The organism is Bacillus sp. NTK071 (assembly GCF_017303315.1).
GTDB lineage: Bacteria > Bacillota > Bacilli > Bacillales > Guptibacillaceae > Guptibacillus.
Genome location: NZ_JAFKOI010000006.1, coordinates 12,769 through 37,509, shown reverse-complemented (window position 1 = coordinate 37,509; position 24,741 = coordinate 12,769). Strand labels below are relative to the sequence as shown.

Annotated in this window: 24 protein-coding genes and 1 tRNA gene; 5 read left to right on the top strand and 20 right to left on the bottom strand. The window is 37.2% G+C overall.

Annotation, left to right across the window (positions count from 1 at the left end; all coding sequences use genetic code 11):
* Positions 1–94: 94 nt before the first annotated feature.
* The 12 genes from JI666_RS11530 to JI666_RS11485 all read right to left on the bottom strand — a co-directional run bounded on the left by JI666_RS11530 (position 95) and on the right by JI666_RS11485 (position 14,599).
* Positions 95–301: a DUF1643 domain-containing protein gene (locus JI666_RS11530; RefSeq protein WP_414635140.1), complete on the bottom strand. Its 207-nt coding sequence runs from the start codon at positions 299–301 to the stop codon at positions 95–97.
* 333 nt (positions 302–634) lie between these two features.
* Complete coding sequence (locus JI666_RS11525; protein ID WP_206891917.1) at positions 635–1,819, bottom strand: GTPase; 1,185 nt, start codon at positions 1,817–1,819, stop codon at positions 635–637.
* A 596-nt stretch (positions 1,820–2,415) separates the two neighbouring features.
* A complete protein-coding gene (locus JI666_RS11520; RefSeq protein WP_206891912.1) occupies positions 2,416–5,115 on the bottom strand; it encodes a phospholipase D-like domain-containing anti-phage protein in 2,700 nt (899 codons plus the stop codon).
* Between the two features lie 14 nt (positions 5,116–5,129).
* Positions 5,130–8,048, bottom strand: coding sequence for an anti-phage-associated DUF1156 domain-containing protein (locus JI666_RS11515; protein WP_206891910.1), 2,919 nt, complete (start codon positions 8,046–8,048; stop codon positions 5,130–5,132).
* 11 nt (positions 8,049–8,059) lie between these two features.
* Positions 8,060–8,617, bottom strand: coding sequence for a DUF3780 domain-containing protein (locus JI666_RS11510; RefSeq protein ID WP_206891908.1), 558 nt, complete (start codon positions 8,615–8,617; stop codon positions 8,060–8,062).
* A gap of 19 nt (positions 8,618–8,636) precedes the next feature.
* Positions 8,637–11,723: a DUF499 family protein gene (locus tag JI666_RS11505; RefSeq protein ID WP_206891906.1), complete on the bottom strand. Its 3,087-nt coding sequence runs from the start codon at positions 11,721–11,723 to the stop codon at positions 8,637–8,639.
* 23 nt (positions 11,724–11,746) lie between these two features.
* Complete coding sequence (locus JI666_RS11500; RefSeq protein WP_349769327.1) at positions 11,747–11,983, bottom strand: TIGR04540 family protein; 237 nt, start codon at positions 11,981–11,983, stop codon at positions 11,747–11,749.
* Between the two features lie 381 nt (positions 11,984–12,364).
* The gene (locus JI666_RS21705) at positions 12,365–13,321 is read right to left on the bottom strand and encodes an ImmA/IrrE family metallo-endopeptidase (RefSeq protein ID WP_286170767.1); all 957 of its coding nucleotides are present in this window, start codon (positions 13,319–13,321) and stop codon (positions 12,365–12,367) included.
* A complete protein-coding gene (locus JI666_RS21700) occupies positions 13,282–13,605 on the bottom strand; it encodes a hypothetical protein (protein WP_286170766.1) in 324 nt (107 codons plus the stop codon). The genes JI666_RS21705 and JI666_RS21700 overlap by 40 nt, the downstream gene beginning before the upstream one ends.
* Complete coding sequence (locus JI666_RS21695; RefSeq protein ID WP_286170765.1) at positions 13,602–13,856, bottom strand: hypothetical protein; 255 nt, start codon at positions 13,854–13,856, stop codon at positions 13,602–13,604. The genes JI666_RS21700 and JI666_RS21695 overlap by 4 nt, the downstream gene beginning before the upstream one ends.
* Entirely contained in the window at positions 13,843–14,124 is a 282-nt protein-coding gene (locus JI666_RS11490) for a hypothetical protein (RefSeq protein ID WP_206891902.1), read from the bottom strand. Before JI666_RS11490 ends, JI666_RS21695 begins: the two co-directional genes overlap by 14 nt.
* Before the next feature lie 64 nt (positions 14,125–14,188).
* Positions 14,189–14,599 (bottom strand): hypothetical protein, encoded by a 411-nt coding sequence (locus tag JI666_RS11485; RefSeq protein ID WP_286170764.1) that lies wholly within the window; start codon positions 14,597–14,599, stop codon positions 14,189–14,191.
* 621 nt (positions 14,600–15,220) lie between these two features.
* Between JI666_RS11485 and JI666_RS11480 the strand changes: the two genes are divergently transcribed.
* Entirely contained in the window at positions 15,221–15,397 is a 177-nt protein-coding gene (locus JI666_RS11480; RefSeq protein WP_206891900.1) for a hypothetical protein, read from the top strand.
* Positions 15,388–15,921 (top strand): hypothetical protein, encoded by a 534-nt coding sequence (locus tag JI666_RS11475; RefSeq protein WP_206891897.1) that lies wholly within the window; start codon positions 15,388–15,390, stop codon positions 15,919–15,921. Before JI666_RS11480 ends, JI666_RS11475 begins: the two co-directional genes overlap by 10 nt.
* Before the next feature lie 217 nt (positions 15,922–16,138).
* On the opposite strand, the gene JI666_RS11470 is transcribed toward JI666_RS11475, so the two are convergent.
* Both JI666_RS11470 and JI666_RS11465 read right to left on the bottom strand, forming a co-directional pair.
* Positions 16,139–16,211, bottom strand: a tRNA-Ala gene (locus JI666_RS11470).
* 154 nt (positions 16,212–16,365) lie between these two features.
* Complete coding sequence (locus tag JI666_RS11465) at positions 16,366–16,545, bottom strand: hypothetical protein (protein WP_206891895.1); 180 nt, start codon at positions 16,543–16,545, stop codon at positions 16,366–16,368.
* Positions 16,546–16,727: 182 nt separating this feature from the next.
* Here JI666_RS11465 and JI666_RS11460 point away from each other — a divergent pair, with 182 nt between their 5' ends.
* The gene (locus JI666_RS11460; protein ID WP_206891893.1) at positions 16,728–17,324 is read left to right on the top strand and encodes a Crp/Fnr family transcriptional regulator; all 597 of its coding nucleotides are present in this window, start codon (positions 16,728–16,730) and stop codon (positions 17,322–17,324) included.
* Here the strand turns inward: JI666_RS11460 and JI666_RS11455 are convergent.
* Together JI666_RS11455 and JI666_RS11450 are read right to left on the bottom strand one after the other, a co-directional pair.
* On the bottom strand, positions 17,321–18,019 hold the full coding sequence (locus tag JI666_RS11455; RefSeq protein ID WP_206891890.1) for a DUF4386 domain-containing protein: 699 nt from the start codon (positions 18,017–18,019) through the stop codon (positions 17,321–17,323). The two genes, JI666_RS11460 and JI666_RS11455, sit on opposite strands and share 4 nt — an antisense overlap.
* A gap of 217 nt (positions 18,020–18,236) precedes the next feature.
* On the bottom strand, positions 18,237–18,545 hold the full coding sequence (locus tag JI666_RS11450) for a YggT family protein (protein ID WP_206891888.1): 309 nt from the start codon (positions 18,543–18,545) through the stop codon (positions 18,237–18,239).
* A 118-nt stretch (positions 18,546–18,663) separates the two neighbouring features.
* On the opposite strand from JI666_RS11450, the gene JI666_RS11445 reads away from it, so the two are divergent.
* Positions 18,664–19,662 (top strand): potassium channel family protein, encoded by a 999-nt coding sequence (locus JI666_RS11445; protein ID WP_206891886.1) that lies wholly within the window; start codon positions 18,664–18,666, stop codon positions 19,660–19,662.
* On the opposite strand, the gene JI666_RS11440 is transcribed toward JI666_RS11445, so the two are convergent.
* The 3 genes from JI666_RS11440 to JI666_RS11430 all read right to left on the bottom strand — a co-directional run bounded on the left by JI666_RS11440 (position 19,653) and on the right by JI666_RS11430 (position 23,358).
* The gene (locus JI666_RS11440; RefSeq protein WP_206891874.1) at positions 19,653–20,063 is read right to left on the bottom strand and encodes a YugN-like family protein; all 411 of its coding nucleotides are present in this window, start codon (positions 20,061–20,063) and stop codon (positions 19,653–19,655) included. The two genes, JI666_RS11445 and JI666_RS11440, sit on opposite strands and share 10 nt — an antisense overlap.
* 389 nt (positions 20,064–20,452) lie before the next feature.
* Positions 20,453–21,814, bottom strand: a complete 1,362-nt coding sequence (locus tag JI666_RS11435) for a glucose-6-phosphate isomerase (protein WP_206891872.1) — start codon at positions 21,812–21,814, stop codon at positions 20,453–20,455.
* Between the two features lie 380 nt (positions 21,815–22,194).
* Entirely contained in the window at positions 22,195–23,358 is a 1,164-nt protein-coding gene (locus tag JI666_RS11430; protein WP_206891870.1) for an iron-containing alcohol dehydrogenase, read from the bottom strand.
* Positions 23,359–23,523: 165 nt separating this feature from the next.
* Here JI666_RS11430 and JI666_RS11425 point away from each other — a divergent pair, with 165 nt between their 5' ends.
* Positions 23,524–23,754 carry a DUF378 domain-containing protein gene (locus tag JI666_RS11425; protein ID WP_206891868.1) on the top strand — a complete coding sequence of 77 codons (231 nt, stop codon included), beginning with the start codon at positions 23,524–23,526 and terminating at the stop codon, positions 23,752–23,754.
* Between the two features lie 429 nt (positions 23,755–24,183).
* Here the strand turns inward: JI666_RS11425 and yugI are convergent, their stop codons facing one another.
* Entirely contained in the window at positions 24,184–24,603 is a 420-nt protein-coding gene (gene yugI, locus JI666_RS11420; protein ID WP_136947925.1) for a S1 domain-containing post-transcriptional regulator GSP13, read from the bottom strand.
* Positions 24,604–24,741: the final 138 nt, after the last annotated feature.

The following is a 24,741-nucleotide window of genomic DNA, read 5'->3' as shown; positions in this document are numbered from 1 at the left end:
CTCCTTATTTAAATATAGTGGATGGCGTGGATGACCTTTTTTTGACTTCAATATACATTTAGGCTCATAGCATTTTAACTTTTCTACAATATATTTATCCCTTCCATGGTAATGGCCGTATCCTGCCCCCCCATGCATATACAATTTCATCTGAAACATCAGTTATGATTTCAATAATTTCGTCATTTCTTTCACCAACTGGGTCATCTAATATAAGCAGGTCTTCTGGGTAAGGTGTAATATATGCGAAGAGATTTAAAATAGTCATACCTCCAAACCCCCAATTCTTAGCAAAGGCCACACATCTAAAATATTAGAGTTTGCAATACTAGGATTTAACATTATAAAGGTTACTATTTTTCCTTGTTCATCCCGTATACATTCCAAGATATATCTATATGCGGGCTTAACATCATTATCAAATTCGACTGCAACATTTTCATCATTTGCCCAATATCTATGACTAGGTTTCAGCATGTTTTCACTCCTTAATATGGCTAACTTATAATACTAACCTAAATATAAAGAGAATGAATTATTTGCCAAAATTATCATAATACATTTACAGGAACTCCCTATCTAAAGTGAATAATATACGAGTCCATTAGGGCATTAGGGATGTGCTATTTTTAATCTACAAATCTTCATCAAATCCACCATCTTTACGACGGTGATATTCTTCCTCATACGCTTTCTGAAGTAACTCTTTAATTTCCTCACTAGTAAGCTGTTCAGTTAGATTTTCACTAACAACTTTTTTACATGCACTTATAAAAGTATTTCCAATGATCAATGTAGCAACAATAGAGGAACCTGCTGAAGCTGCTTTAATAATAAGGTTACTATTTTTCAAGACTTGTTTAAGCCCTTCTTTTCCTAGCTTCGTAGCTATACTTTCACTTACTTTAGCTAACCCTTTAGGTCCAGCAGCCCCTAACGTCCCGCCAGTTATTGCTTTAATCAACTCTATAGAGAATTTCTTGTCTTTCGGCAAGCCAAAAATTGAGCTGATATGACTGAGCATCCATACTTGCGTTCCCCACACTGCAAGTAAATCTCCACCGAGTGGGATTAACCCTGCTGCCCCGGATGTAGTAAGATGTAGATACAGCCATTTCTTAGCTTCCTTTTCTTTCGTTGTGGCATCAACAGCTTGGGCATTTGCAAAAGCATACTTTACAGCATCGGGTAATGCTTCATATGTTCTTTGGGTTAACTCTACTAAACCATGCGCAGGTATTTTATTTCCACCCAGCAAATCCTTTTCATCCGCTAAAACTTGTTTAATATCAATAATAGGAAAATCCATATTTTTAAGTGAAACAAGAAATTCTTCATTTTGGCTATACGTTTTTGTTAAAACAAGGATTACTTTCATTTTTGAAGAAAAGTGACGAATCCACTCCTCTTCAACAGGTTCGAGCCTGTCAGATTCATTTGAAATACAATACCACATAATATGCATGTGCTCAGATACATCAGTTGATTTATTCCTATGGTTAATTTCTTCAGTAATATCTTTCTTGACTTCATTTCGTGATTCACCATTCAACTCTAAACCTCTAGTATCAAAAAGGGTAATTGGGACATCTGACTTTGTATACTTTGTTAAACCCATAGTCACCGGCTCACCTACAGAAGTTTCAGCTAATTGCTCACGAAAAATTGAATTAATTAACGTACTTTTTCCTACACCAGTTTTTCCACATATAAGTATGTTAGGATGAATCATCTTCTTTTCAAACTCTTTTCTATATTCATCGAACATTTTTAAGTATTCTAAAATATCTATTGTAGATGATTTTTTGTTATCTTCCATTTTTTCTCCTCCTACTAAAATTAGTTATATTTTATCACATATGTTGGATAAAAATAGAAAGTATCACCAAAAATATTCCATGATATGTTATAGATGCGGTCACAATAATGGAGAAAGTCGTTCAGGTTCCCATTAAAACTATTATGAAAATCAATCTTACATAACGAATAATATGAAAGAGGACGCTTCAGACAAAGTTTGAACTTTGTACGGAAGCGTCCTTCAAAACATCTATAAATTAATTGGTTACTTTTTGGTGATATTTATGGGAAGTGGGTAATGTGATACTCCTTAAACTTCTATAAAATAAGATTTTTTATGAATTCACCAAATCATGCCGCCCATACCTTTTTGATAAATAGCACAACTATGAATATGTGTATTATCCATTTAAAATCTAGTCATTTAAACGGTTGTTTTTACAACTTTGGAGTATACCTATATGGACCTCTACACTGCCAGTTCACTATTGCTTCTTTTAAATAACTACTGAAACATACCCACCAACATTAATATCAATCCATTCTCTATATTACAAATAGGATACATCACCACATATATTCGAGGCATAATAGAACAAACGCTCTGTTAGATGTTTATGACCAAGATCTTTCAAAATATCGACGTAACTCTTTTCTGTCCAAAACTTTTTCACATGTTTCCCAGTCGATTTTTTCAACCGACTCATTATACCTTACCTCAAATGGGTGTTTAGTTGGTACTTCATCAATCAATTCTTTCGCTTTTTCCTTTTCGTTCAATGCAACATCCACCCAAACATCTTCTAATATGTCTGGTATTTGACCAAACAAATCATGGATATGTTGTAGACGTTCTGAAAGTAAGTTATGCACTCTATCCTCTACTGAGCCTTTATATCGTAAGTTATACACATGAACAATATCATTTACTTGGCCGATACGTTGAATTCTCCCTTTTCTCTGCTCTAAGCGAGTTGGATTCCAAGGCAAGTCAAGGTTAATTAAAGTTCCAAGCATCTGGAGGTTTAATCCTTCGCTGGCAGAGTCTGTTCCAATCAACAATTTTAGTTCTCTACGTTTAACCATTGATTTCAATACATCTTTATCTTTCCTCTTAAATTCACCATTAATAATAAGTCCTGATCTATCCCCACCAGCATATAAACCTACTTTCTCAGTTGGAAACTCATAAGAAAGTTTACTGGCAACCCACTGAGCTGTGTCAAAGTATTGAGAAAAGATAATACACCCTTTTTCAAGCCAATTCCATTTTCTAAGCAGGTTCATAACTTTATTAAGTTTTGGATCAGTATTCTCGTTTGTTTCAAGTACAGAAACAAACGCTTTTAACAATTTCTCTTCTTCATCAGTAAGATTTTTAATATCATTTGCATCAATGATTTCATCCTCTTCTTCATATTCATTAGAGAATGATGTATGCCACTCATTAAGCATCTTTCTACCAGTGTTCAAACCGGCATGAATTGAACTTCCAATTCTCTTAAGAAGTAACGTTTTTAGGAAACCACTACTTTTATGTCTCTTACCCAATAAATTACAAAATTCCTCGGCAATTTCGTAAGCTTGTTTCATATACCCCGATAATAACAGAGCATCGTGTGATGATTCCCCATGAAGTTTAACTTCAATTTTTGGCAAGTAAGGTTCATTTGTTTCAGGATTTGTTTTATTTTCTAAATATCCTCGTTCTCTTCTCACTACATGACGTATATAAGGGTTAAATCTTTCAAAGAAAGTGTTATCTATTATTTGATCAACCTTTTTTTGAAGTGGTTTTGGTAAGTCTATGTAGCTTTTTTTTATTGTAAAATCTTCACTTGACAAATTTAACCGTTTTCTTATTGTTCCAAACATTTGCTTAGACTCTTCTGATGGCGGAAAAGGAGATCGAACCCATTCCCAATAATCACTCTCACGGTGAGGAGGTGCTTCCAAACCTGAAATAATATTTAACCCCTGCTGTATGGAGTCCTTTCTTCGCCATTTAGAATAAATATTACCAAGTACAGCTTCATTGTTTTGAGAAAGAATATTTAAAAGGTCCCACAGTTCAATTGGATATAATTGAACTGGTGTTGCTGTCGCTAATAACATACTTTTTGTCTTCTTAGCTAGATTCAATAGATAATCATATAGGTTATTTGGGTCTGGTGCTTGGTTTTCCTTATTTTTCCCTAAGTTTTTACGCCTTGCTCTATGAGCTTCATCAACAATTACGCACTCATATTCACGGTTTAGTAAATGGTTAATCACTTCAGATTTAGAAGTGATTAATCCTTGGGATATAATCCCAATGGTTCTTGGACATTTTCTTATATCCCCAGGTCCTTTATTAGGATAATTTAGACCATTCTCATCCACCCATTCTTTGCCGTTCCAAATAGCAGAAGGCACATTTAATAAACTATTGAGTTCCTCCTGCCACTGCAACTGAAGAGTCTTAGGAACTATAACTAAAACAGGCTTATCACCCTTTAAAGCCATTAATTGAGCAGAAAGTGCTAATTGTATTGTTTTACCCAATCCCACTTGATCAGCCAATACATAGCGTGCACCTACATTCAAATGATCATTGTATGCTTTGTTAACAAAATACTTCTGATGGTCCCAAAGTCCGAACTCACCTCTTATTACAGGTGATTCAACGACAGTAGAGGCTGGGTCAGGATTGTCTTTCCAATCCTCTACTCCATTAATTATTTTTCTTTTTGAAATTCTCTTAACATCTTGAATGATAAATTCTGATAAGTGAACAGCCTTTGAATCATTCCAAAGTGCATCAAATTCTTCTTGGACCCAATTCACAGCTTCCTCGGAATTATCTTCCCAAACTAACTCATAATTGAGCCGCCACCCACTATATGTCTCATTTGCACTCCCCATAAATGAAGTTTTACTACCATCTTTTAATGTTATAACTCCAGCTTTTCCATGGATAAGCCCAAAACGGTCATCAGGTAAAACTTTCACCTCCATTTTACCTGTGCTCAACAACTCATATAGTTTTGAGAATCTATCAGATGTGTTTGGAAGCTCTTCAGGTTGAAACTCGCACCATTCTTTCTTTAATGCTGCTTGAGCCAACTTAGCTGATTCTAAATCTCGACTATCTATTTCAGAATTACAAATTACTCTGATTTTCCCTTCTATACTATCTAATTCTTCACCAGCAACCTCTATTATAGAAGAACTAAAATAGCCAGCAATTCTATCGTAATATTTAGCGTTCTTAAGCTTTTCTTTAAGAAAAGACGTATTTACATTTTCACGCCTGGTTGAGTATCTATTTATCATATATAGTACCCACCTTAAATTCCATCATGTCTTATAGATTCTTTTAATAAACGTGCGTAGTAAGCATCTTCACTCCAATATTTCATATGAGTAATATGCTCTGATTTAGACAAAAAGTTAAGTAACTCCATAATAGCTGAGCGCTTATTCCAATACTCATTACCATTGTCATACTTAGCTTTCAAATACTTCTTCCCTTCCTCTGTTGATTCAGCCTTAACACTTTGATGCACTGCTACTAAAACTTGTCTTAATAATGAAGATCCAAATTCACCACGATCTAGTCCTCGTGTTTTATATTCTGACGGGGTTTTTAACCTAACTGTATTAGCACGTTGATTTTCAAACATATCTTGATAATCAGTTACTCCAAACCCTTTAGCTAGCTCTTGATAGGCACCTATTTGATATACATTACTCATTTCTAATTCGAGTCCCCGAATATAAAAACGCTCAGAAGGACTAAAATCTCTCCAAATTAACTTGTCGATGCTTTCAGGTATCAAATAGTCATAAGCCACAACTTTTGCTTTTTCAATTAATTCTTCAATCGGACTTCTTTCATTAGTTTTAGGCTTTGTTAACTCATATTCAACATCTACCCCTTCAATATCCTTATAACTTGTAAGGACCTTTAAAGAAGAAGCATATGAAGCTAATAAATAATCAGCATCTGTAAAATTAGGATCATCTTTATCATCTAAATCTTGCATGCTATCAATTTGAGATTTAACCTCTTTTTTAATTTCACGATATAATTCATCTTGAAAAATAATATCATCTGATGTTTGTTTTCTTAAAACCAATAACACTGTCCCTTGAACATAATTCCCATCTTTCAACCCACCTGATTCTGTTTCGGTAGCAATAGTCCATGCAGATGATACCTTCAGTCCCGCTGACCATAAAATCATAGCAAGTTCAGCCCAAACACTAACATCTTGATGTGTAAACATAACAACCTGCATGCCATTATCGGGCATGTTGTTTCTTAGGTTTGTATAAACTTCCACCATACTTTTATTGAAAGATTCACCTGTACCTTTAACTGCTAACACTCTTTTACTATCCGAATACCACTCTGGAAAAGCTTTAGATAGTAGACCTTTATCCCAAGCTAAAAAGAACTCTGACAATTCATGATAATTTACTGCATCCGCATATGGGGGGTCTGTTACCCATATATCGTTAACTTCTTCTATTACTCTTGCATCTCCAACTTCTACAACATTTCTATGAGAAGTGAAATTTGCTTTCAAATTTATTAACCAGTTCTTTTCATATTTTATAAATCCTCTTGTACCATAATTATATAAAGTATTTAACGCTTGATTTGTATAGGTGTTTTGAGTTGTTTCAACACCTGCACCTACATTCCATATACACAGTTTCGAGTTCCAATCCGTGATTTTATTAACTCCTAACAATCCAATAACAAGCTCTTCTTTCGAAGCTGACTTTTCATCCACTGTCTTTAGGAGTAATCCGGTCACCAATAATTGTCTCGGATTAAATAACTGGTGCCAAAAACGCCAACCTCTTGTTCTAACGGGTTCATCGGTTTTATCTCCACTCTCAATTCCTATTGAAGGCAGGTACCCATTTTCTTGCCAATTAAGAAATCTTTCATCTAACAAATTAATTACTTTGTCTTCTCTTTCCAAATCATTTTTATCTGGGGCCTTGTAAAAACGTTCAACTTTTATTTTACCTTTATCAGTTTTAACTTTCTTTGTGTATCGAATACAATAAAGACGTTCTTGGAAAGGGTCTGAGTTCCTTGGAATAAACTCATCTTTCTCCCATTTTCTTAACCCGCTAACATTATTCCCATAAGCATCTTTACGATCTCTTCTTATAACAGAAATCGGAGTCTCCATCTCACAGTGAAGGCAAAAAAATTTGCCATTTCTAACGGTGGACATTTCCTCTGATTGTTTAATTTGCTCTTTAGTCGCATCTTGTACAATTTCAAAATCAAATCCACTGTTACCATTGTCATGTAATAAAGCGACTGTTTTAGAGCCTTTACCAATAATCCAAGAAGGAGATAACGGAACTTTATACCCACATTCAGGACAACTCGATTCGTTACAATATAAATATGAATCAGCTCTATGCCCAGCTTCATTATGTTCTATACCCCAGTTTGTAACTTGTTTATCAACTGCTTCATATACATCTTTTTGGAAACTTTTTAAATCTTTTAACTTTTGTTCTGACGCTCCTGATATATTCAATGATGCCCATGTTAACAAAGCTGCAACTGGATTTAAGTCTGACCCATAAGCATTCGCACCTATTCTTGCTGCTTCAAAGGGGATACTCCCTCCACCTGAAAATGCATCTCCAATACTTGGTATATGACCAAATCTTTTTCGCCCCAGTTGTTCAATCAAATCGTTTAGATTAGAGGCAGAAGTATCTAAATGATTATTTATATCTTCCCAAGTTGAATCAGGTATTTCTTCGACATGTTCTGGACGCACAGTATATTTCAGTTTATCGTCATACGATAAACGACTAAAAACTTTTTCTTGTAGTTCTTTTTTATCCACTTGCTTTATTCCAGACTTATATTTCGGTTTATCATTTGTAGATGTTGTATCGAAATATAATTCCCTCTCCCGTGGTCTCACATTTTCAAGTAGCACTTTAAGTGGGATAGATTTATTTTTTCTTAACAAAAGACCGTCTTCATCCATTGTTAATGATTTAAGGAAGATATCTCGGTCCTTTTTAGGGTCATCAGATACAGGTAACAAAGCACCTAATATAGTAGCCCTAACAAGAATTAAAGGTTTTCGCCCCCACCATTTTCCTAAGCCTGTTAATGTTTGACCAAGGTTTGCTTTTCGCTCTTTATAACTCTCTTTTGATACTTTTGATACTGGAAATTGTGTTTCAATAAATGACTTCGAATAATCCAGCATGTTTTCCCCCCTTAAACGTTTTTATATAACAACTCTAAAATGTTCCCTTGGGCTTCATCGTCTTCAATTGGATTCTCTGTTAAAGCATATCTAATTGCTTTTCTCCAACCCCTTTTATTATCAGCATGTCCAGTTGTAGCATTAGTCATTGTAAATAACCACCATCGCTCTTCGCGACTTAAACCATTCCAGTTTCTAATTGCAGATGGAATTAGCTGTGGGTCAGAGTCCTCTATTGCCCATAATAAAAGTATCAACTCTTTACCAAGCAATCTTTCAATGGGAACTTGACCTATTTTAAAACGACCGACAGTGATGTTCTTTTCCTTTAACTGATTATTTAATACAACTGAAGCCGATTCTTTAACCATATCCCATTTTTCTTTATCAATTGTCACCTTTAAACTTTTCTCAACAATTCCATCAGCTTGTACCTCTTGCTCTTTTTCCCAGCTAAAACGTTCATAGATGGCTACATTATCTTTTGAACTCCTTGGAATTACTACAAGAAAGTGATGATTTGTCTCTTCTGGGATAAACCCAAAGCCGAGCGCTTTTTTCTTAGCCAAGGCACAACCTCCTCGTCTTTTACTGATTAATATAATTCTTATACTTTTCTATTTTTTCTTTATTAGACGCTAACCAATCTTCGAAATCTTGGCCTATGTTAAATTTAATCTCATCAATCTCCAGTGAAACGTTAACAGCCTTCATGTCAAACAATCCACTTCTTAATTGAGTAATTTGTTTTTCTATAAGTGAGGGCATAAAATAATTTTGTCCAAAGACATTCAAATCCAACCAATTGCCTTCATTTGATTCCTTTTCTTCAATGCCAACTACCAAACCTTTTACTTCAGCATTAAACTTATTTAAGTCTTCTAATAACTTATAAACTTCAGATGTTGTTTGAACACTTAACTTTTTAGTTACTTTTAATTGTTTATTTCGATCTATTTCAAATTTCTTGTCGGTAATTGGTATTTGCACGGGTTCTGAATAAATATCAAGTTCTTCATGAACAGCAATCGCTTGTACATATTTTGTTCCTATTGGCACTTCGAATTGGTCTTCATAAACTCCACCTGTATTTTTAGGATTTGAACCATCTGTAGTATATAAAATTTTCACTTTTGGCGACGTTGCTTTCAACTCTACAACATTACTCCCACCGCGCCCATCAAATAAACGGTGTTTTAATTTAACTTCACGCTTCCATTCAACAACGGGGCCAATTTCATGAGCACCAGTAGAATCAACGCAAAGAAATGATAAATACAATTCATTTGTTTGAAAATTATTAAGGTCTGTAACTTCAGAAGAGCCTGTTGTTGCATCATCGTTGATTTCGTAATACACCTTATCACCATTTTGCGGGGTGATTTTTAGTGTAACTTCTCCTGTTTCATCATTCGTCGTTACTTCTCTAACTTGAATTGACGTTTCAGGTAATGGGGGCTCTTTATCAACATAACCACCTTCTTCAACCCAAAGACCTTTAAGTAAACATTCCTCTTTCAATTCTTCTAAGGATTTAGGGGGGTGCCAAGACCAACTTGTATCAGTAGCTGCCCTTTCTTTCAAATCTCGCCATCGCATCTGTCTTTGAGTAAAGATCCTCTTTTCAAATTTCTTACGGAATGTTTTATTAGGTGCTGTATGATCAAATTTCATCTCATCAATTAATACATTTCTAATTTGTTCTTCTGCGTTAAATTCATTACCTTTGAACTCCATTTTAAAATCACTGGCTTCAAATCCATCACTGACAGGGTAGTATAAAGTGATGAAGGCTTCCCTCGTTGTTGAAAGAAAATTCAAGTTTATTTTATCCTTTATATTCTGTGCTTGTTGATACTGTGAATCACCTTCTGAGACATTTTCTTCTTTCATTCTTTTTATAATAGCGTTAATTGCTTTTAACTGCTTAGCATGCTCCAACATATCTTCCATCGGGTTTCTCTGTCCAGTCAGAAACAATACTCTATTTTTATACCTAACATTGTCATGAAAGTCTTTTAATTCCTTCTTTAAGCCAACTCCATTTGAATTAGGTTCAAAAAGAATTAAAGATATTTGGTCTTGTTTTAATTCAATTTCATCGACAGCAGGAAACACCGCAACTTCTTGATAACAATCTCTTGAAAATGGTTTAAACTGGACTTCTAACAATTTTTTGATCTCTTGCTTTGCTATTTCATTTGTATATGTTTCTGTTAGGCTATTTAATTCCGCATTTACATTTTTAACATCTTTAAAATGCCATAGATTATTACGATCTTCATATAAGTACCAGGCTTTGGATTTATATTCTTCAAACGCTGTTTTTACTTCAGTAATCACCCGACCTGGCCTGGATAAAATCCCAATAGCTTCTTGTAATGATAGCCCCAATCTTGCATTCGTTGCATCACCTAAAGATGATAAAAGAAGTAATTTGCTCATTTCTTGAGCATCTTCGTTACCAGTTTCTCTATCAAGATCTTTTGCAATTGTAGTAATATCATGTGATATTGCATTGCTTAGTTTAGGTTTTATGCTCTTCACCATTGCAAACATTTCAGAATCCTCTAAATCTAAATCAAATGGATTCAATAGATAACGATTTTTAGCTCTAGATTCATTACCTTGATATAAATGCTTCACCATAATCCTCGTTAAACGAATAAAACCTCTAGTTTGCTGAAACCCTTGGTTCTCTTTAAATCTTGCAAATAAATCTTTAATAGATGGATGAAAAGGATAAGAATCCTTTATCCCTGTAAATATTTGTTCTGGTGAATAATTTGTATGGCTCATTTGTTTGCTTTCTTTTACAGCTTCTTTATAACCTTGAGCAACTTCTTGGATTTCTGTTTCACTTGCTATAGAAGTAAACAACCTTTTACGTAGGATATGATACAAGTCATCAGATGTCGTACCTACCGGTTCAATATTTATAGACGAACGACCGATTTCATTTTCTAAATTTTTAAATGATTTCTGTATATAGCTAGAGCCCATTTCATAAGTTGCTTGTAGATCCGAAATGACTAAACAAACATTATGGAGTTCTGATTTTCCTAATGCATTAAACAGGTTTGCCAAAGCATTAGTTGTTACATCTGCAAGAGTTCCTGTACCTATTTCAATTGTTCGTGAGTATTCAAGGTAAGGCGGCAACTCATCCAGGAGGATCAAGGTAGGCTTTTCACTTTTCAATAAATTAGTCCACGCAGACTGACCAGGTGCTTTTAAAGGTGAATAATAATCTTTGAAAACATCTTCCTTACCCAATTGCCTGGCAATTTCGCCCCATATACCATAAGGAATATCGCTCTCACGTCCTGTATAAGCTACTACATTTACCTCATCATCAATTGAATATTCACTACCGAAATATTGTTTTCTTATTTGTGAGTTTTGTGCTAAAAGTCCAAGTGCAACCATGTTGTGAGTTTTACCTCCACCCATAGACTGAGTTAATTTTATTAAACCACTTGGAGCTTTTCCTTCAAACCTATTAAAAGCAGTATCAAATAAAGTTTTCATGCCATCAGTTACGTATGTTTCACTAAAGAAATGCTCAGCATCAACCGATTGATCAATTAGATTAGACAAGTCTAAAGTGTCATCTCTCTTTGTTTCATCAAACACACTTTCACGCGGCTTACATACTTCAAATAATGTGTTCATCCTTGATCCTCCCCAAACTAATATTAAAATTGATATATTTTCAAAATGTTATCAACTACTTCTAAACGTCTCTTGCCACAATGTTGTTTTAACACTGTGGTAAAATCTCGCCCCTTAATCATTTTATTTTTGTTTTGAGTATGTAGTTTGTTGATCTCCTCTAGTAGTTTTTTTTCTGTTATATCTTCATCCCAATAAGCATCAACAACAGTGTTAATCGAAACGGCAAGCTCTCTTTGCGTTTTGCAAAACCTTTTCACTTCCAAGTTTTACACCTCACCAAATTTATTTGATTCTTATTTTTTTCTTACTCTTAACGCATAAATACCCTTAAAAAGTATTAGTCACTTACTCCTAATAATTTTATCACAATTATTGTAAATAACATCGGCTATTTCTACATTCTTCTCCATTATAATAGTAAAATATCGTATAAAAATTACGCCTCTAAGATCCAAAAGGCACATTTCATTTACTTTGTTATCTTCCCTCTCTCTTCAATGGCTCTGAGTTACGCTCAAGATAATCTATGAGATCCACATTCCGAGCAATCTTTGGTCCGCGATTACATGTTTGGCCATGCAGCACTTCCTCCTCTCTAAAATTAGCTATAAAAAAAAGACATGGAGAAAACTCCCTGCCTATCGTTCGATCTCTACTTTTTCTTTTGGCTTTTCCTTCTGCTGAAAAGCCTCCTTATTCTCCTTTCCATTCCTCACTTCCGAAGTGATGCTTTTTTTTCCTTTCTCTTCATGGAACTCTCGATCCATCTTATTTTCTATTCGGGATAGTCGCTGCTCTTCGCAATCCGTTAAAGGAATTTCTTTCAATTCTTGAAGAGAGTCCTTTTTAAGTTGATACACCTCTTCTTTACTATGAGTATCTTGAAAAGTACGTATCTTTCTCAAACGTTCTTGCCAATCATTGTTTTCTTCTTTATCTAATCCTTTTCCGACCATTGGTTCAAAAAAATTCGTAATCTCTCTTTTATAAGCATCTTTAAAGTCTTGATGAGAATATTGCTCTTCAAGTTTTTCTTTCTTATTAAAAGGTCCGCTATACTTCTCAGCCTTGCTCACTTGGCTTCGGTACAGTTCCGAAAGCTTTTCAGTAGATATTCCCTCTCTTTCTTTTTTATCCTCTTTCATTTCATGTTTTGATTCACAAAAACTCATAGTTTTTTCTCCTTCCTTTTCTTGGTTCATAGATTCTTCCATTGTCGAAATAAATTCTTTAGCTGTTACCTGAACTTCTTGTAGCAACCTCTCATGATCGTTAAATTCATGCCCCTTCGTCCAGTGATGCAAATAATCTAACGAGTAGTCACTAGTATCAATATTAAAATAAGAAGCAACAGTATAAGCTGTCATTTCTGCCTGAAATTCTTTTTCAGGTTTTGAGTAGGCGTTGAAATTGTCCTTTGTATGGAGTTTGGCATGTGTAAGCTCATGGAGTAAAGTCTTCGCATCTTGACGTTCGGAATTTCGGGGATTAAGAGCTACCTCTCCTCTTTCTGTATAACTGACTCCTTTTGTTGCCCCAAGCTCCTCATAAGGCTTCACAATACGAATGTTATTCTTTTCTGCAATCGCCTCCATCCCTTCCGTAATTGACTGTAATGCTCAACCTCGCCATCGATCCACTTGTTCGGAAAAATTTGAGGTAAATCCTTTTGGGTTGCGCTTGTTTGAGAAATATCAAATATACTTCCTGTAGAAAAAACAAGACGACCATCTCGTTTATCGAGTTGGCCGTCATTCACTAGTTGTTTTTCTTGTTTGGTAGCTTTTTTAAGAGGGATCCATTCCCCCTCTTTATTTTGAAATTGCTTTCCTAATCGATTAGGCACAAGTATTTTAATGGATTTTTCCTTTTTATTCACTGGAAAGCTTTTTCCTTCCAAAATGTATATGAACCAACAGCTTCAGCTCCTTGAAACTGGGATTCAATGAGTGCTGTATTTCGAGGAGAATAGCGATAAAACTTTCCCATGAAGTCCAAGTACTCTTTTAACTGGACCGGCGAATGAAAATGATTTGAAATACGTTCTTCCATTCCAGCCGTGAGTTTTTCAATTTCCTCTTTGACTTGTTCAGGTGACTTTTTTTGATAAGCTCGCTTACTCTTCGCCATGTTCATCAGCTCCATCACTGATATTCATGAGCTCATCCATTTCTTCTTCAGCATAGGTTTGATCAGAACGTAAAACCAACTGCTGCGTTTCTTTATTAAAAGGAATGAGTAAGTTCTCATGATGCATTAAATGGTAGACGACATCAGCTATCTCTTCTTTGTTTAATTCAAGCACATATTCTTGAGAGCCTACCTCGATGATTAGATTGTTTTTATTCCCGAAACCTTTAAATACACCCATCTCATAGTTTTGATCGAACAACAACATGAATCCAACTCCTCTCGATATTTAAAAGTAATGAAAAAATAAAATAAGTTGATATCCCCTTCTCCTAGTCCCCACTAATTCTTTTTAGACGTTGATGAATGATCCGTTCTTCAACAGCTTCCCTCGCATCTTTCATTGTCTGACTCTCAAAAAGCTGTGTGGTGACACAGCTCTCCAAATTTTGATCCATTGCAAACCCATTCATTAATTCGAGAAGCACTTGCGTATTTTTGTTAGTGCTGTTTGCTGCTAACCGTAACCGTTTCATCTCATCAGAAAAGACCTCTTGAAAACGATTCGCCATCAAACTCATCACATATTCTAGCGAATGATCCTTCGACTGTTGTTCTTCCCATTCCGCAACCATACGGTCCAACGCTTCACCGGGATATCGAATATGATGTTGCTCTTGATACTCATTTATTAAATCAATCGTTTCTTCATGTAATGTAACGTTTTGGCGTTTCCGCATCATTTCCAACCTACCTTTCTCATTCAATTTCACGTTCCAATTTCTGATGATCCAGATCGAGGGAAGGAGGGACAGGTACAACGTCCCCATAAGGATTTAATAAACAATAGTTAGTGGAAAAATTCCTTTTGCAAACATTAAAATGGCTGAAGTGTGTCTTAATAAAATTCATAAACTTCATTGATTGTAGACATGTTGCGAGGGACGACGAACCTGTCCCTCATTCCTCTTTTATCTTTATATAGAAAAAGAAGCAATCAGCTTACAGAGTCTACTGACTTACTCGTGTACATAAAAAACCCAGATGATCTAATCGATATGGTTAGATCATCTGGGTTTTCTTTGAGTATTGCTGCGAAATATCAATTTAAAGTGAATCTTTAGAACCGTTAATGATACAAGGATACTGCTATATCTGATCCCAATCTAGAACCACGCAAACATTGTTATTTCTAGATAGCATCACTAGAACCATCCCCGTGATTCCTTCTCTTTAATAATCAATACCTTCTACTGTCTTAAAAAACCTTCAAGTGGTATAATATGGGTTAATAACGCATATAATGTTACCCCCTATGTTCAAATTAGGAGGTGATAAAATTGTGCGAAGAGGAGGAAATGGATATGGCTACTACCGCCATAACAGGAAAATTTGTTCTTAATGAAGATGAAGTAAGTCAAATTCTTGAGACTCCACGTAAAAAAATTAGACAAACTAATGCTTTCAATGATTTGAATTTAACTAAAGATGAAAGAATTGCTCACGCAGCAAAGATCTTAAAATCAAACAAATGGAAATAATTAGTCTATCTAGTTTGATCGGGGTCTCTGGAGAGGAAGAAACACTGTATGATTACCTTTCCAGATTCTTTACTTGTAAAAACAAAGACGTGGAGTCTTTCTTACATAATAATTCGATCCCTAACGAAAAAAGATCTCTTACCCGTACGAGCCTCATTATTCATCCTACTAACAAAGACATCGTGGGTTACTTCACCCTATTAATTAAACCCTTCCACTTTTCTGAAGAAGTTTCTGGAAACACCCGACGTAAGCTAACCGGTGACAAAAATGCCGTTACCTTCAATACAATACTAATTGCTCAATTAGGAAGAAATGATCATTATAAAAAAGTCGTAAAGGGCAAAGAAATTTTAGAATACGCTCTTGAAAATTGCCAACGTATATTTGACTTATCAGCTTTACGATTCGTTTGTGTAGAATTTCAAGAAAACAGAGAGTTAATGGAGTTTTATCATAGAAATGATTTTAAAGTCATCCAGCAAAATGAAAGCGGTTTATTATTGTCGTATATTCGTTTATAGAGATATCTGTATGTAAATATAAGGAGTTTATTATTTGTAAGAATAACCGAATTAGCGATGAAAAGGAAATAGATCACTTGGTAAATGATATTGAAGAAAACCAAAGACAATACGAGTCGATCTGTACCATATATCACTATTATGACTACACTTAAACCTTATATTCCAAAACCACAAAAACCCCCTCCTGCTTCCGCAAGAGGGGGTTTTCCATTGATGGAGCATAGCGGGCTCGAACCGCTGACCTCTACACTGCCAGTGTAGCGCTCTCCCAGCTGAGCTAATGCCCCGTATAAATGACAGCGATTTCCTGTCGACAAAATTTATTTTATCATAGCTTTTATTAAGAGGGCAACTTGTTTTTTGAAATATGTGAAAGTGGTCATCGACAAATTACCATAGTATGAGATGTATAGTGAAGACCTATTAATCATTGGACTCTTTTCAAAGCTTTTCTTCTCCTTGTTCCTGAGTTTCTTCATTGACTTCAAACTTCCTATGTTCCAACTCTAGTTTCTTTTCTTCTAGCTCTAATTTCTTCTTTTTAAAGTCAAAGTGGAATACAAAACACAAAAAAATATAAGTCATCCCAACAATTACTGAAATGAAGAAAAATAGATTCAACCTAATCTCCCCCTACTTTAGCTTTTTCATTAAGTATACTAATGAGTATAAGCATCATGTTTAATTTTTTTGCGGATTTGCTTAGTTAGTTGAATAAGCTGTTATAATCCGCCTTACCTATACCCGTTTCCTATTGTTATACTTACGTGTAAATACAAATCTTGATTAGGGAGATGACTTTCATGAAAGATGTCCTTATCCAGTATATGAAACGCTTTTCTGATCTTAGTGAATCCGAATTAAGAAAACTGACAGTAGATGTTCCTGTTGCTGCTTTTAAGAAAGGAACGATCCTTTTACATCAGGGAGAAATTCCTGACAAATGCTATTTTGTTCTAAAAGGGTGTGTCAGGCTTTACGCTGTAGATGAAAATGGAAATGAGAATACGTACAATTTCTTTACGGAGGAACAGAGTGCCACGATCTTTAATCAGCATACTCCTGACAAAGTATCTCCATATTCTCTTAGCTGTTTGGAAGACTGTACGCTTGTTGTAGGTGATCTATCTACTGAGCAGAAAGCTTACGACATGCATCCGTTGTTAGAGGACATGACTCGCAAAATGATGGAAGAAGATATGGGTGCTATAAGGGATGATTTCTCCTCTTTCATCTCTTCGACACCAGAAGAGCGCTATCAAAACTTGATGAAAAAAAGACCAGATTTAATTGATCGGGTACCCCAGTACCAACTAGCAAGCTACCTGGGAATTAAGCCAGAATCTCTAAGTCGTATTAAGAAACGGTCCGTAGCAAATCACCTCAGAATAGTTGATTAGTCCATCGTCACTTTTCTCCCTTTCACCAATAACCATATCCCAAAACCTAATTCACCGATTACCATTGGTGCCATCAGAATCAATTCTAGTAACCCTGTAAAATTTTCAATATGTGGCATGAAATTGTACATGAAATGAATAAGGGAATAGCTGAAGCCCGCAATAATGACTAGAATGCTCATCACTTTCGGTATCTTTTTTGTAGCTATTGCGACCAAGCCGACTGCGATCAGATGAAGCCCAAAAATGATTAATCCAAATGACCAGATTGCTTCAAAAGCTGTGATGGAATCCATCGCTTGCTGTGCCACTCGATCCGATGAATTCTGAACAAGATTATTGGTTATCACAAGATGTGAAACCGCAATGGCTAGAATAGCTGTGTAAAGGAAACGAAGCCCACCGGCTAATAATGCGTATCCTTGATGGAAGGGCTTCAAGAATAGATAAAAACCCCATGATACGATCAGATCCGTCATAAAAATGATAAGCCATCCAAGTACCTCAAGACGAAACAAGGCTTGAGATGCATGGATGTTTTTCAATGTCGCTACTGCATCTCCATCAATGACTAATGAACTGTGAACATATCCCTGAGCAAAAATTACAGTAACTGTCATGACAAGTAGTGCAACACCAGAAAAGACTGCCGCTTTCTGCTGCATGTTTTGTTTCGTTGTTCTCTTTGATTTCATATAAAAACCTCCCAGACGTTGATGTTATCTCGATTGTATGTTGTCTGAGGAAGGTTTTCATTGACTTAAATCAAGAATAATCCTTTTTTAGAAATTTGGGCTGATGGTTATTTCTATTTCACTATACTCTCTCAATAAAAACCCTCATGCGAATGCACGAGGGTTTCTTCATCTTTTCCATAATAAAAGAAACGCTCTTCTCAAGCGTTCTTCTACCCTATCTTCTCTCCCGATCAATTAATCCCATCGCCACAAATCGAACAATTAGCGATGCAATTATGCTATACACAATCAGTGCAAACACCGCAGAGAATTCAACAACGTATTGCCCGGCGAATTCCGTGGTTGGAAAGATATTTCTGAACGGATATAACAATGGAGCTGAGAAGTCGTAGATCCATTGGACGAACGGTGCCCCTGGGTTTGCGCTGAATAATTTCAATAATATACGAATTCCTAGAATCGCTTCGATGATGCCGAAGATGAGGCGAACGACCGATACGAGGAATGATGATATAGTTCTCATGTTGATCACCCTTTTTTAAACTGTCATATCCTTTCTTTACCCTATTGCGATTGATCACAATCGTGTCGTTTTTTTCCAGTTAATGATGGGCATAATGGGAGTGGAGAAAGGAGAGCGTTTGAAATTGAGAATGCGTGACTTCGTTTATTATATATCTCGGTATCCACCGGTATTACAACTCGGTGTTTTAATTGTACTTATTCTTGTTACAATGGGTTTTATTATGCATCTGATAGAGCCAGAGATGTTTCCAAGTGTTTTTGATGGTGTATGGTTTGCGATCGTGACAGCTTCCACGATCGGCTATGGAGATACCTCACCTGAATCAGTTATAGGAAAATCTGTTGCCATGATCTTTATCATGTTTGGTGCAGGATTTATGACATTTTATATGGCAAAGCTTGCCTCATCTTTTGTGATAACACAGGGTGCGCTCGGCCGTGGTGAGCGAAGCTATGAGCGGAGTAACCATGTTGTTGTTGTTGGCTGGAATTCGAGGAGCAGGCATACGATTAAAGCACTGCTTTCTAACCAGCCGGAACGAGCAATTGTCTTAATTGACCATTCTCTGACTGAAAACCCACTTCAAAAAGAAGGCATTCATTTTATTCGTGGGAATCCAGGTGAGGATAATACGTTACGTAGTGCAAATGTGAAAGATGCCCAAACCGTTCTCATCACAGCTGATCAATACAAAAGTGAGCTTGAAGTTGATATGCAAACAATCCTAACGCTTTTGACCGTAAAGGGAATTAACCCCTCGATCTATACGATTGTGGAGATTCTATCTCCAGAACAAATTGTGAATGCTGAACGTGCTGGCGCTGATGAAATTATTGAGAGTGCCCATCTACTCAGTACCGTGATGACAAATAGTGTGTTCTCACATGGAATTTCAACAACGTTACTTGAGATGCTAACTCATCTGAAACCTAATCAGCTTGGGTTTATGAGCGCCGAGCATTTCAATGAAGATTCATTTTGTGATGTAGCACAGCGACTAAACGAAAAAGACATCCTCTTGATTGGAGTAAAAAGAGGAGATGAACTCGTCATGAATCCACCTCCAACGTATCCTATTAAATCAGATGACCGTCTACTCGTTATTCACACATAAGGCATGAGCGCTGCATCAAGTTCTTTCAAATAGCGCTCACCATATTTCAACCACTTTTCATCAATTTCAGCATCCTTATCGGTCGGTTCCTGAAACTGATTAAATGAAGCAGTAATATTAGTGATGTTTCCTTTTGGGTCGACTCCTGCTTGGTACATATGAGAGAGCATGAACGGCTGACCGATTTCAACGATTGCGCCATCCGCATCAAGCTCTTTTTTAACAGCCTTAATCGGTACTCTTAGAAAAAGATAGCCGTCCTCGTCATCGATTTTATAATCAAAATAGCCATGATCATACTCCCAACCGCCACCATAGCTGTAGCCTAATTGACGAAGCTTGTCTTCCATAATGCTAAGTTCAATTGTTTTGCCTTCGAGCACGGAATTCATTGTAATCATTGGTGTTTCCTCCCTGTTTAGGTAGTCTACGCTTATCGTGTCCAAACAGGGAGATTTCATGTTTATAAAGTATCAGCAACTTGTTCGCTTGCGAAAGATCTCGAGTAGGTAGCTGAAGCTAGACTTCACAAAATGTAACCTTTCCTATTTTTTTAATAAGGATTTTTTCTTGAAAAAGGTTTGGTATAAAAATTCAACATGTAAAGTTGATTGGAGCGGAAGGTGCTCGACTCCTGCGGGACTAGCGGGACAGGTGAGACCCCACAGGCGCAATGTTTCTATGCGCCGAGGAGGCTCACCGCCCGCCCCGCGGAAAGCGAGCACCTGGAGCGGAAATCAACCTACTCTTACAAAAAGAAGAGAGTGCCCACGGCACTCTCTTCTGATTTCTATTCGTGAGAATTAAGGCGATCCTCAAGCTCTGCTTTTTCTTTCTCAAATCCTGGCTTGCCTAGAAGCGCGAACATGTTTGTCTTGTAAGCTTCAACTCCAGGCTGATCAAATGGATTCACGCCTAGAAGGTAACCTGATACGGCACATGCTTTTTCAAAGAAAAATGCAAGGTAACCGAAGTGGTAAGCCGTCATTTCTGGAATGTTCACGATTAAGTTCGGAACATCACCATCTGTATGAGCAAGCATAGTCCCTTCAAATGCTTTCTGGTTAACAAAGTCCATTGTTTCACCAGCTAGGTAGTTAAGCTTGTCCAAGTTCTTATCGTCTTCTTCGATCGTGATTTCATGACGTGCCTTCTCAACGTTCAATACTGTTTCGAAAAGGCTACGACGGCCATCCTGAACGTATTGACCCATTGAATGAAGATCTGTTGAGAAATCTACAGAAGCTGGGAATAAACCTTTGTTGTCTTTTCCTTCACTTTCACCGAAAAGTTGCTTCCACCATTCAGAGAAATAGTGTAGAGATGGCTCGTAGTTCACAAGTAGCTCGATGTTCTTGCCTTTGTTGTAAAGGGCATTACGAACAGCTGCGTACTGATAGGCCTGGTTTGATGCAAGGTCAGGTGTGTTCAAGTCATCTTGAGCATCCTGCGCACCTTTCATCATGTCTTCAATCGAGATTCCGCTAGCTGCGATTGGAAGAAGTCCTACTGCAGTTAGAACAGAATAGCGTCCACCAACATCATCAGGAATTACGAAGCTTTCGTAACCTTCTTCGTCAGCAAGTGTCTTAAGAGCACCTTTTGACTTGTCAGTTGTAGCATAAATGCGGCGTCTTGCTTCTTCTACACCGTACTTCTCTTCTAAGAACTTACGGAAAATACGGAACGCAATTGCAGGCTCTGTCGTTGTACCTGATTTCGAAATGACGTTAACCGAAACGTCTTTTCCTTCAAGTACGCTGAAGAGATCTTTCACGTACGTCGAGCTAATGTTATTCCCTACAAAGAAGACCTGAGGTGTTTTGCGCTCTTCTTTCGTAAGAACGTTATAGAAAGAATGGTTCAACATTTCAATCGCAGCACGAGCTCCAAGATAAGATCCACCAATTCCAACAACAAGAAGAACGTCAGAATCTGATTTAATCTTCTCAGCTGATTTCTGAATACGTGAGAATTCTTCTTTATCATAATCATGTGGAAGCGTAAGCCAGCCAAGAAAATCGCTGCCTGCACCTGTTGAATTATGTAGCGCTTCATGTGCAGCCTTCACTGCATCCTTCATGTATGTTACTTCATGTTCGCCAACAAACGACAATGCTTTTGAATAGTCAAAACTTACTTTTGAAGTCATAGTTAGCCTCCAATTATCATTTTTTGTTCACTCACATTTTACTTTAGCCCAAGAACTATTCGAAATCAAGAACACCGACCCATGTAAGCGTATACCTTATTAATTTCTTTATAAACATCTTAGAACTGCTTTGAACTTAAATCTTTTTATAACTTTAGGGCACAATTTTCTTCGCTCGATTTTTAGCTCATTCGATTGAAACGCTTCGTTTCAATCGCCTTTCAGCTCTGCTGAAAGGTCGCCATGTGTGACAGCCACGGTGAGCAAATTCATTTGCTCTAACCGTGGCTGTCACAAATGGCGTAAATGAGCTAAAAATCACTCCCAGCTAAAGCAAGAAAAGACCGCTCCAAACGGAACGGTCCTTAACTACATTCTTCTTATAGAGAAGCTTTCAAAATCGCAATAACATCGTCGCGCTCAAGGGACTTGAAATTACCAAAAGCCCCATTCGCCATTGCACGATCAGCCATAAGGTCAATCTTGCTATCATCAATATCGTAATCAGCAAGACGGTTTGGTGCACCAAGGCTGCTCCAGAACGCGCTTAGCTTATCGATACCTTCAAGAGCGATATCGCGATCTGTCTTCCCTTCTTCGCTTACACCAAGAACCTTAACAGCAAGACGCTTGAACTTACCTACGTTCACATCAAGGTTGTGTCTCATCCAGTTCGGGAACAGGATCGCAAGACCACCAGCATGTGGAATATCGTATACAGCTGATACGGCGTGCTCGATGTTATGAGAAGCCCAGTCACCGCGAACTCCCATCTGTAGAGATTGGTTAAGAGCTACTGTACCACTTAGCATGATGGTTGCACGGTGGTCGTAATTTTCCATGTCTTCAAGCAATTTCGGAGCTGTATCCATCACTGTTTCAAGAACAGAGAACTGCATGTTTTCTTGAAGCTCAGTTTCTGTTTCTGGGTGGAAGTACTGCTCAAGTACGTGAGACATCATGTCTACCATTCCGTATACTGTGTGGTTCTTAGGTACAGTGTACGTGTTTTCTGGATCAAGAATTGAGAATTTAGGGTGTACGAGTGGGTGTCCCCAGCCGTATTTTTCTTGTGTTTCCCAGTTAGTAATAACAGAACCAGGGTTCATTTCAGAACCAGTTGCAGCTAGCGTTAGAACCGTACCGAATGGAAGAGCTTCTTTTGGAGCTGCTTTCTTCGTTACGAAGTCCCATACGTCTCCATCATATTTAGCACCTGCAGAAATAGCTTTTGTGCAGTCAATTACACTACCGCCACCTACTGCTAGGATGAAATCAATATCGTTTTCTTTACAAATGTCGACACCTTTATGAACAGTTGTTAAGCGTGGGTTCGGTTCTACCCCACTTAGCTCAGAAACTTCTGCACCAATTTCGTCTAATGTTTTCATCACGCTATCATAAACACCGTTCTTCTTAATGCTTCCTCCGCCATAAACAACGAGGACTTTCTTACCGTATTGTGGAATTTCATTCTTAAGAGCTTCAAGTTGCCCTTTACCGAAAATCAATTTCGTTGGATTCTGGAATGTAAAATTATTCAATGTTATGTCCCCTTTCATTTCAAATCACGTTTATTATGCCTCATTCAATAATTTAAATAAAGTAAAGTGCTTATTAGAAATGTTTGTCAGCTGTGAATAATCTTTAACAAGACGAGTTATCTTATGTATGAACCGCTATGTTTCCTAATAAAAGGAGGGAGTCTCATGAGCACAATACAAAGGGTTGCTCTTGCATTAGTCATCATTGGTGCGATCAACTGGGGCCTCATTGGATTTTTCCAATTTGACCTTGTAGCTGCTATTTTCGGCGGGCAAAACGCTGCGCTTGCACGAATTGTATATGGTCTTGTTGGGTTAAGCGGACTTTATAGCCTAACTTTACTATTCAAGCCGACTGAAGAGCTTTCACACGAACCAGATCGAGCAACAACATAATTTAGAAAAGCGCAAGCGCCCGGTAGGTTCGACAAGCGCTGGAAGGCTTTCCGGTGAACACGTTCTTTGTGTTCATCGGAAAGACTGAAGCGACTCGAGAACCTGGGCGCTGAAGCTAGACATTGAAAAGCGCAAGCGCCTTGTTCACCCGCGACAAGCTTAAGACGAGGCTCAATGTGGCGCTCTTTGCCACAATGAGGCTTGGCTTAAGATATCGAGCGGGTAGGCGCTGGAGCTAGATCATGAAAAGCGCAAGCGCCCGGTAGGTTCGACAAGCGATGGAAGGCTTTCCGGTGAACACGTTCTTTGTGTTCATCGGAAAGACTGAAGCGACTCGAGAACCTGGGCGCTGGAGCTAGACTCAACTGATTTTTCTATTTTCTTATCTACACAAAAAAAGGCAGCCATATGGCTGCCTTCTTTCATCACTTACTTCTTAAGACGTTTGTTCAACTGTGCTTGACGGTCGTTAGACTCTTTCAACCAGTCTTTAAGCTTATCTTCAAGCGTGTTGAAGCCTTGTGGAGAAGAAGTTTGTTGTTGTTTCTTGTTTCCACCGCCGCTTGGAGCTGCTGGGCGAGGCTTTCTTTCCGGACGCTCAGGCTTAGGCTGAGTAGCACGGATTGAAAGAGAGATTTTACCTGAACCTTCTTCAACGTTAAGGATTTTAACTTTAACTTCGTCTCCAACAGTAAGTTGGTCTTCGATATTTTTTACGTAGCCGTGAGAAATTTCAGAGATGTGAACTAGACCTTGCTTTTGGTCGTCAATTGCAACGAACGCGCCAAAAGGCTTAATACCAGTTACCTTCCCTTCTACGATATCACCGACGTTATATTGTTCTGCCATGAAAACACTCCTAACAAATTTTTTCAACTTAACTAGTATAACATAGATATTGTGTCAAGACAAAGCATCCTACTAGCCCTTTTTTTAAAATAATACATCTCCACTAAGGGAATAGCAAGAATATTTATTTCTGTCCTT

Coding starts and splice junctions, on each gene's coding strand:
- JI666_RS11525 (WP_206891917.1), bottom strand. CDS start 1,819: ATGGAAGATAACAAAAAATCATCTACAATAGATATTTTAGAATACTTA.
- JI666_RS11520 (WP_206891912.1), bottom strand. CDS start 5,115: ATGATAAATAGATACTCAACCAGGCGTGAAAATGTAAATACGTCTTTT.
- JI666_RS11515 (WP_206891910.1), bottom strand. CDS start 8,048: ATGCTGGATTATTCGAAGTCATTTATTGAAACACAATTTCCAGTATCA.
- JI666_RS11505 (WP_206891906.1), bottom strand. CDS start 11,723: ATGAACACATTATTTGAAGTATGTAAGCCGCGTGAAAGTGTGTTTGAT.
- JI666_RS21705 (WP_286170767.1), bottom strand. CDS start 13,321: ATGGAGGCGATTGCAGAAAAGAATAACATTCGTATTGTGAAGCCTTAT.
- JI666_RS21695 (WP_286170765.1), bottom strand. CDS start 13,856: ATGGCGAAGAGTAAGCGAGCTTATCAAAAAAAGTCACCTGAACAAGTC.
- JI666_RS11490 (WP_206891902.1), bottom strand. CDS start 14,124: ATGTTGTTGTTCGATCAAAACTATGAGATGGGTGTATTTAAAGGTTTC.
- JI666_RS11485 (WP_286170764.1), bottom strand. CDS start 14,599: ATGATGCGGAAACGCCAAAACGTTACATTACATGAAGAAACGATTGAT.
- JI666_RS11480 (WP_206891900.1), top strand. CDS start 15,221: ATGGCTACTACCGCCATAACAGGAAAATTTGTTCTTAATGAAGATGAA.
- JI666_RS11475 (WP_206891897.1), top strand. CDS start 15,388: ATGGAAATAATTAGTCTATCTAGTTTGATCGGGGTCTCTGGAGAGGAA.
- JI666_RS11460 (WP_206891893.1), top strand. CDS start 16,728: ATGAAAGATGTCCTTATCCAGTATATGAAACGCTTTTCTGATCTTAGT.
- JI666_RS11455 (WP_206891890.1), bottom strand. CDS start 18,019: ATGAAATCAAAGAGAACAACGAAACAAAACATGCAGCAGAAAGCGGCA.
- JI666_RS11450 (WP_206891888.1), bottom strand. CDS start 18,545: ATGAGAACTATATCATCATTCCTCGTATCGGTCGTTCGCCTCATCTTC.
- JI666_RS11440 (WP_206891874.1), bottom strand. CDS start 20,063: ATGATTACAATGAATTCCGTGCTCGAAGGCAAAACAATTGAACTTAGC.
- JI666_RS11435 (WP_206891872.1), bottom strand. CDS start 21,814: ATGACTTCAAAAGTAAGTTTTGACTATTCAAAAGCATTGTCGTTTGTT.
- JI666_RS11425 (WP_206891868.1), top strand. CDS start 23,524: ATGAGCACAATACAAAGGGTTGCTCTTGCATTAGTCATCATTGGTGCG.
- yugI (WP_136947925.1), bottom strand. CDS start 24,603: ATGGCAGAACAATATAACGTCGGTGATATCGTAGAAGGGAAGGTAACT.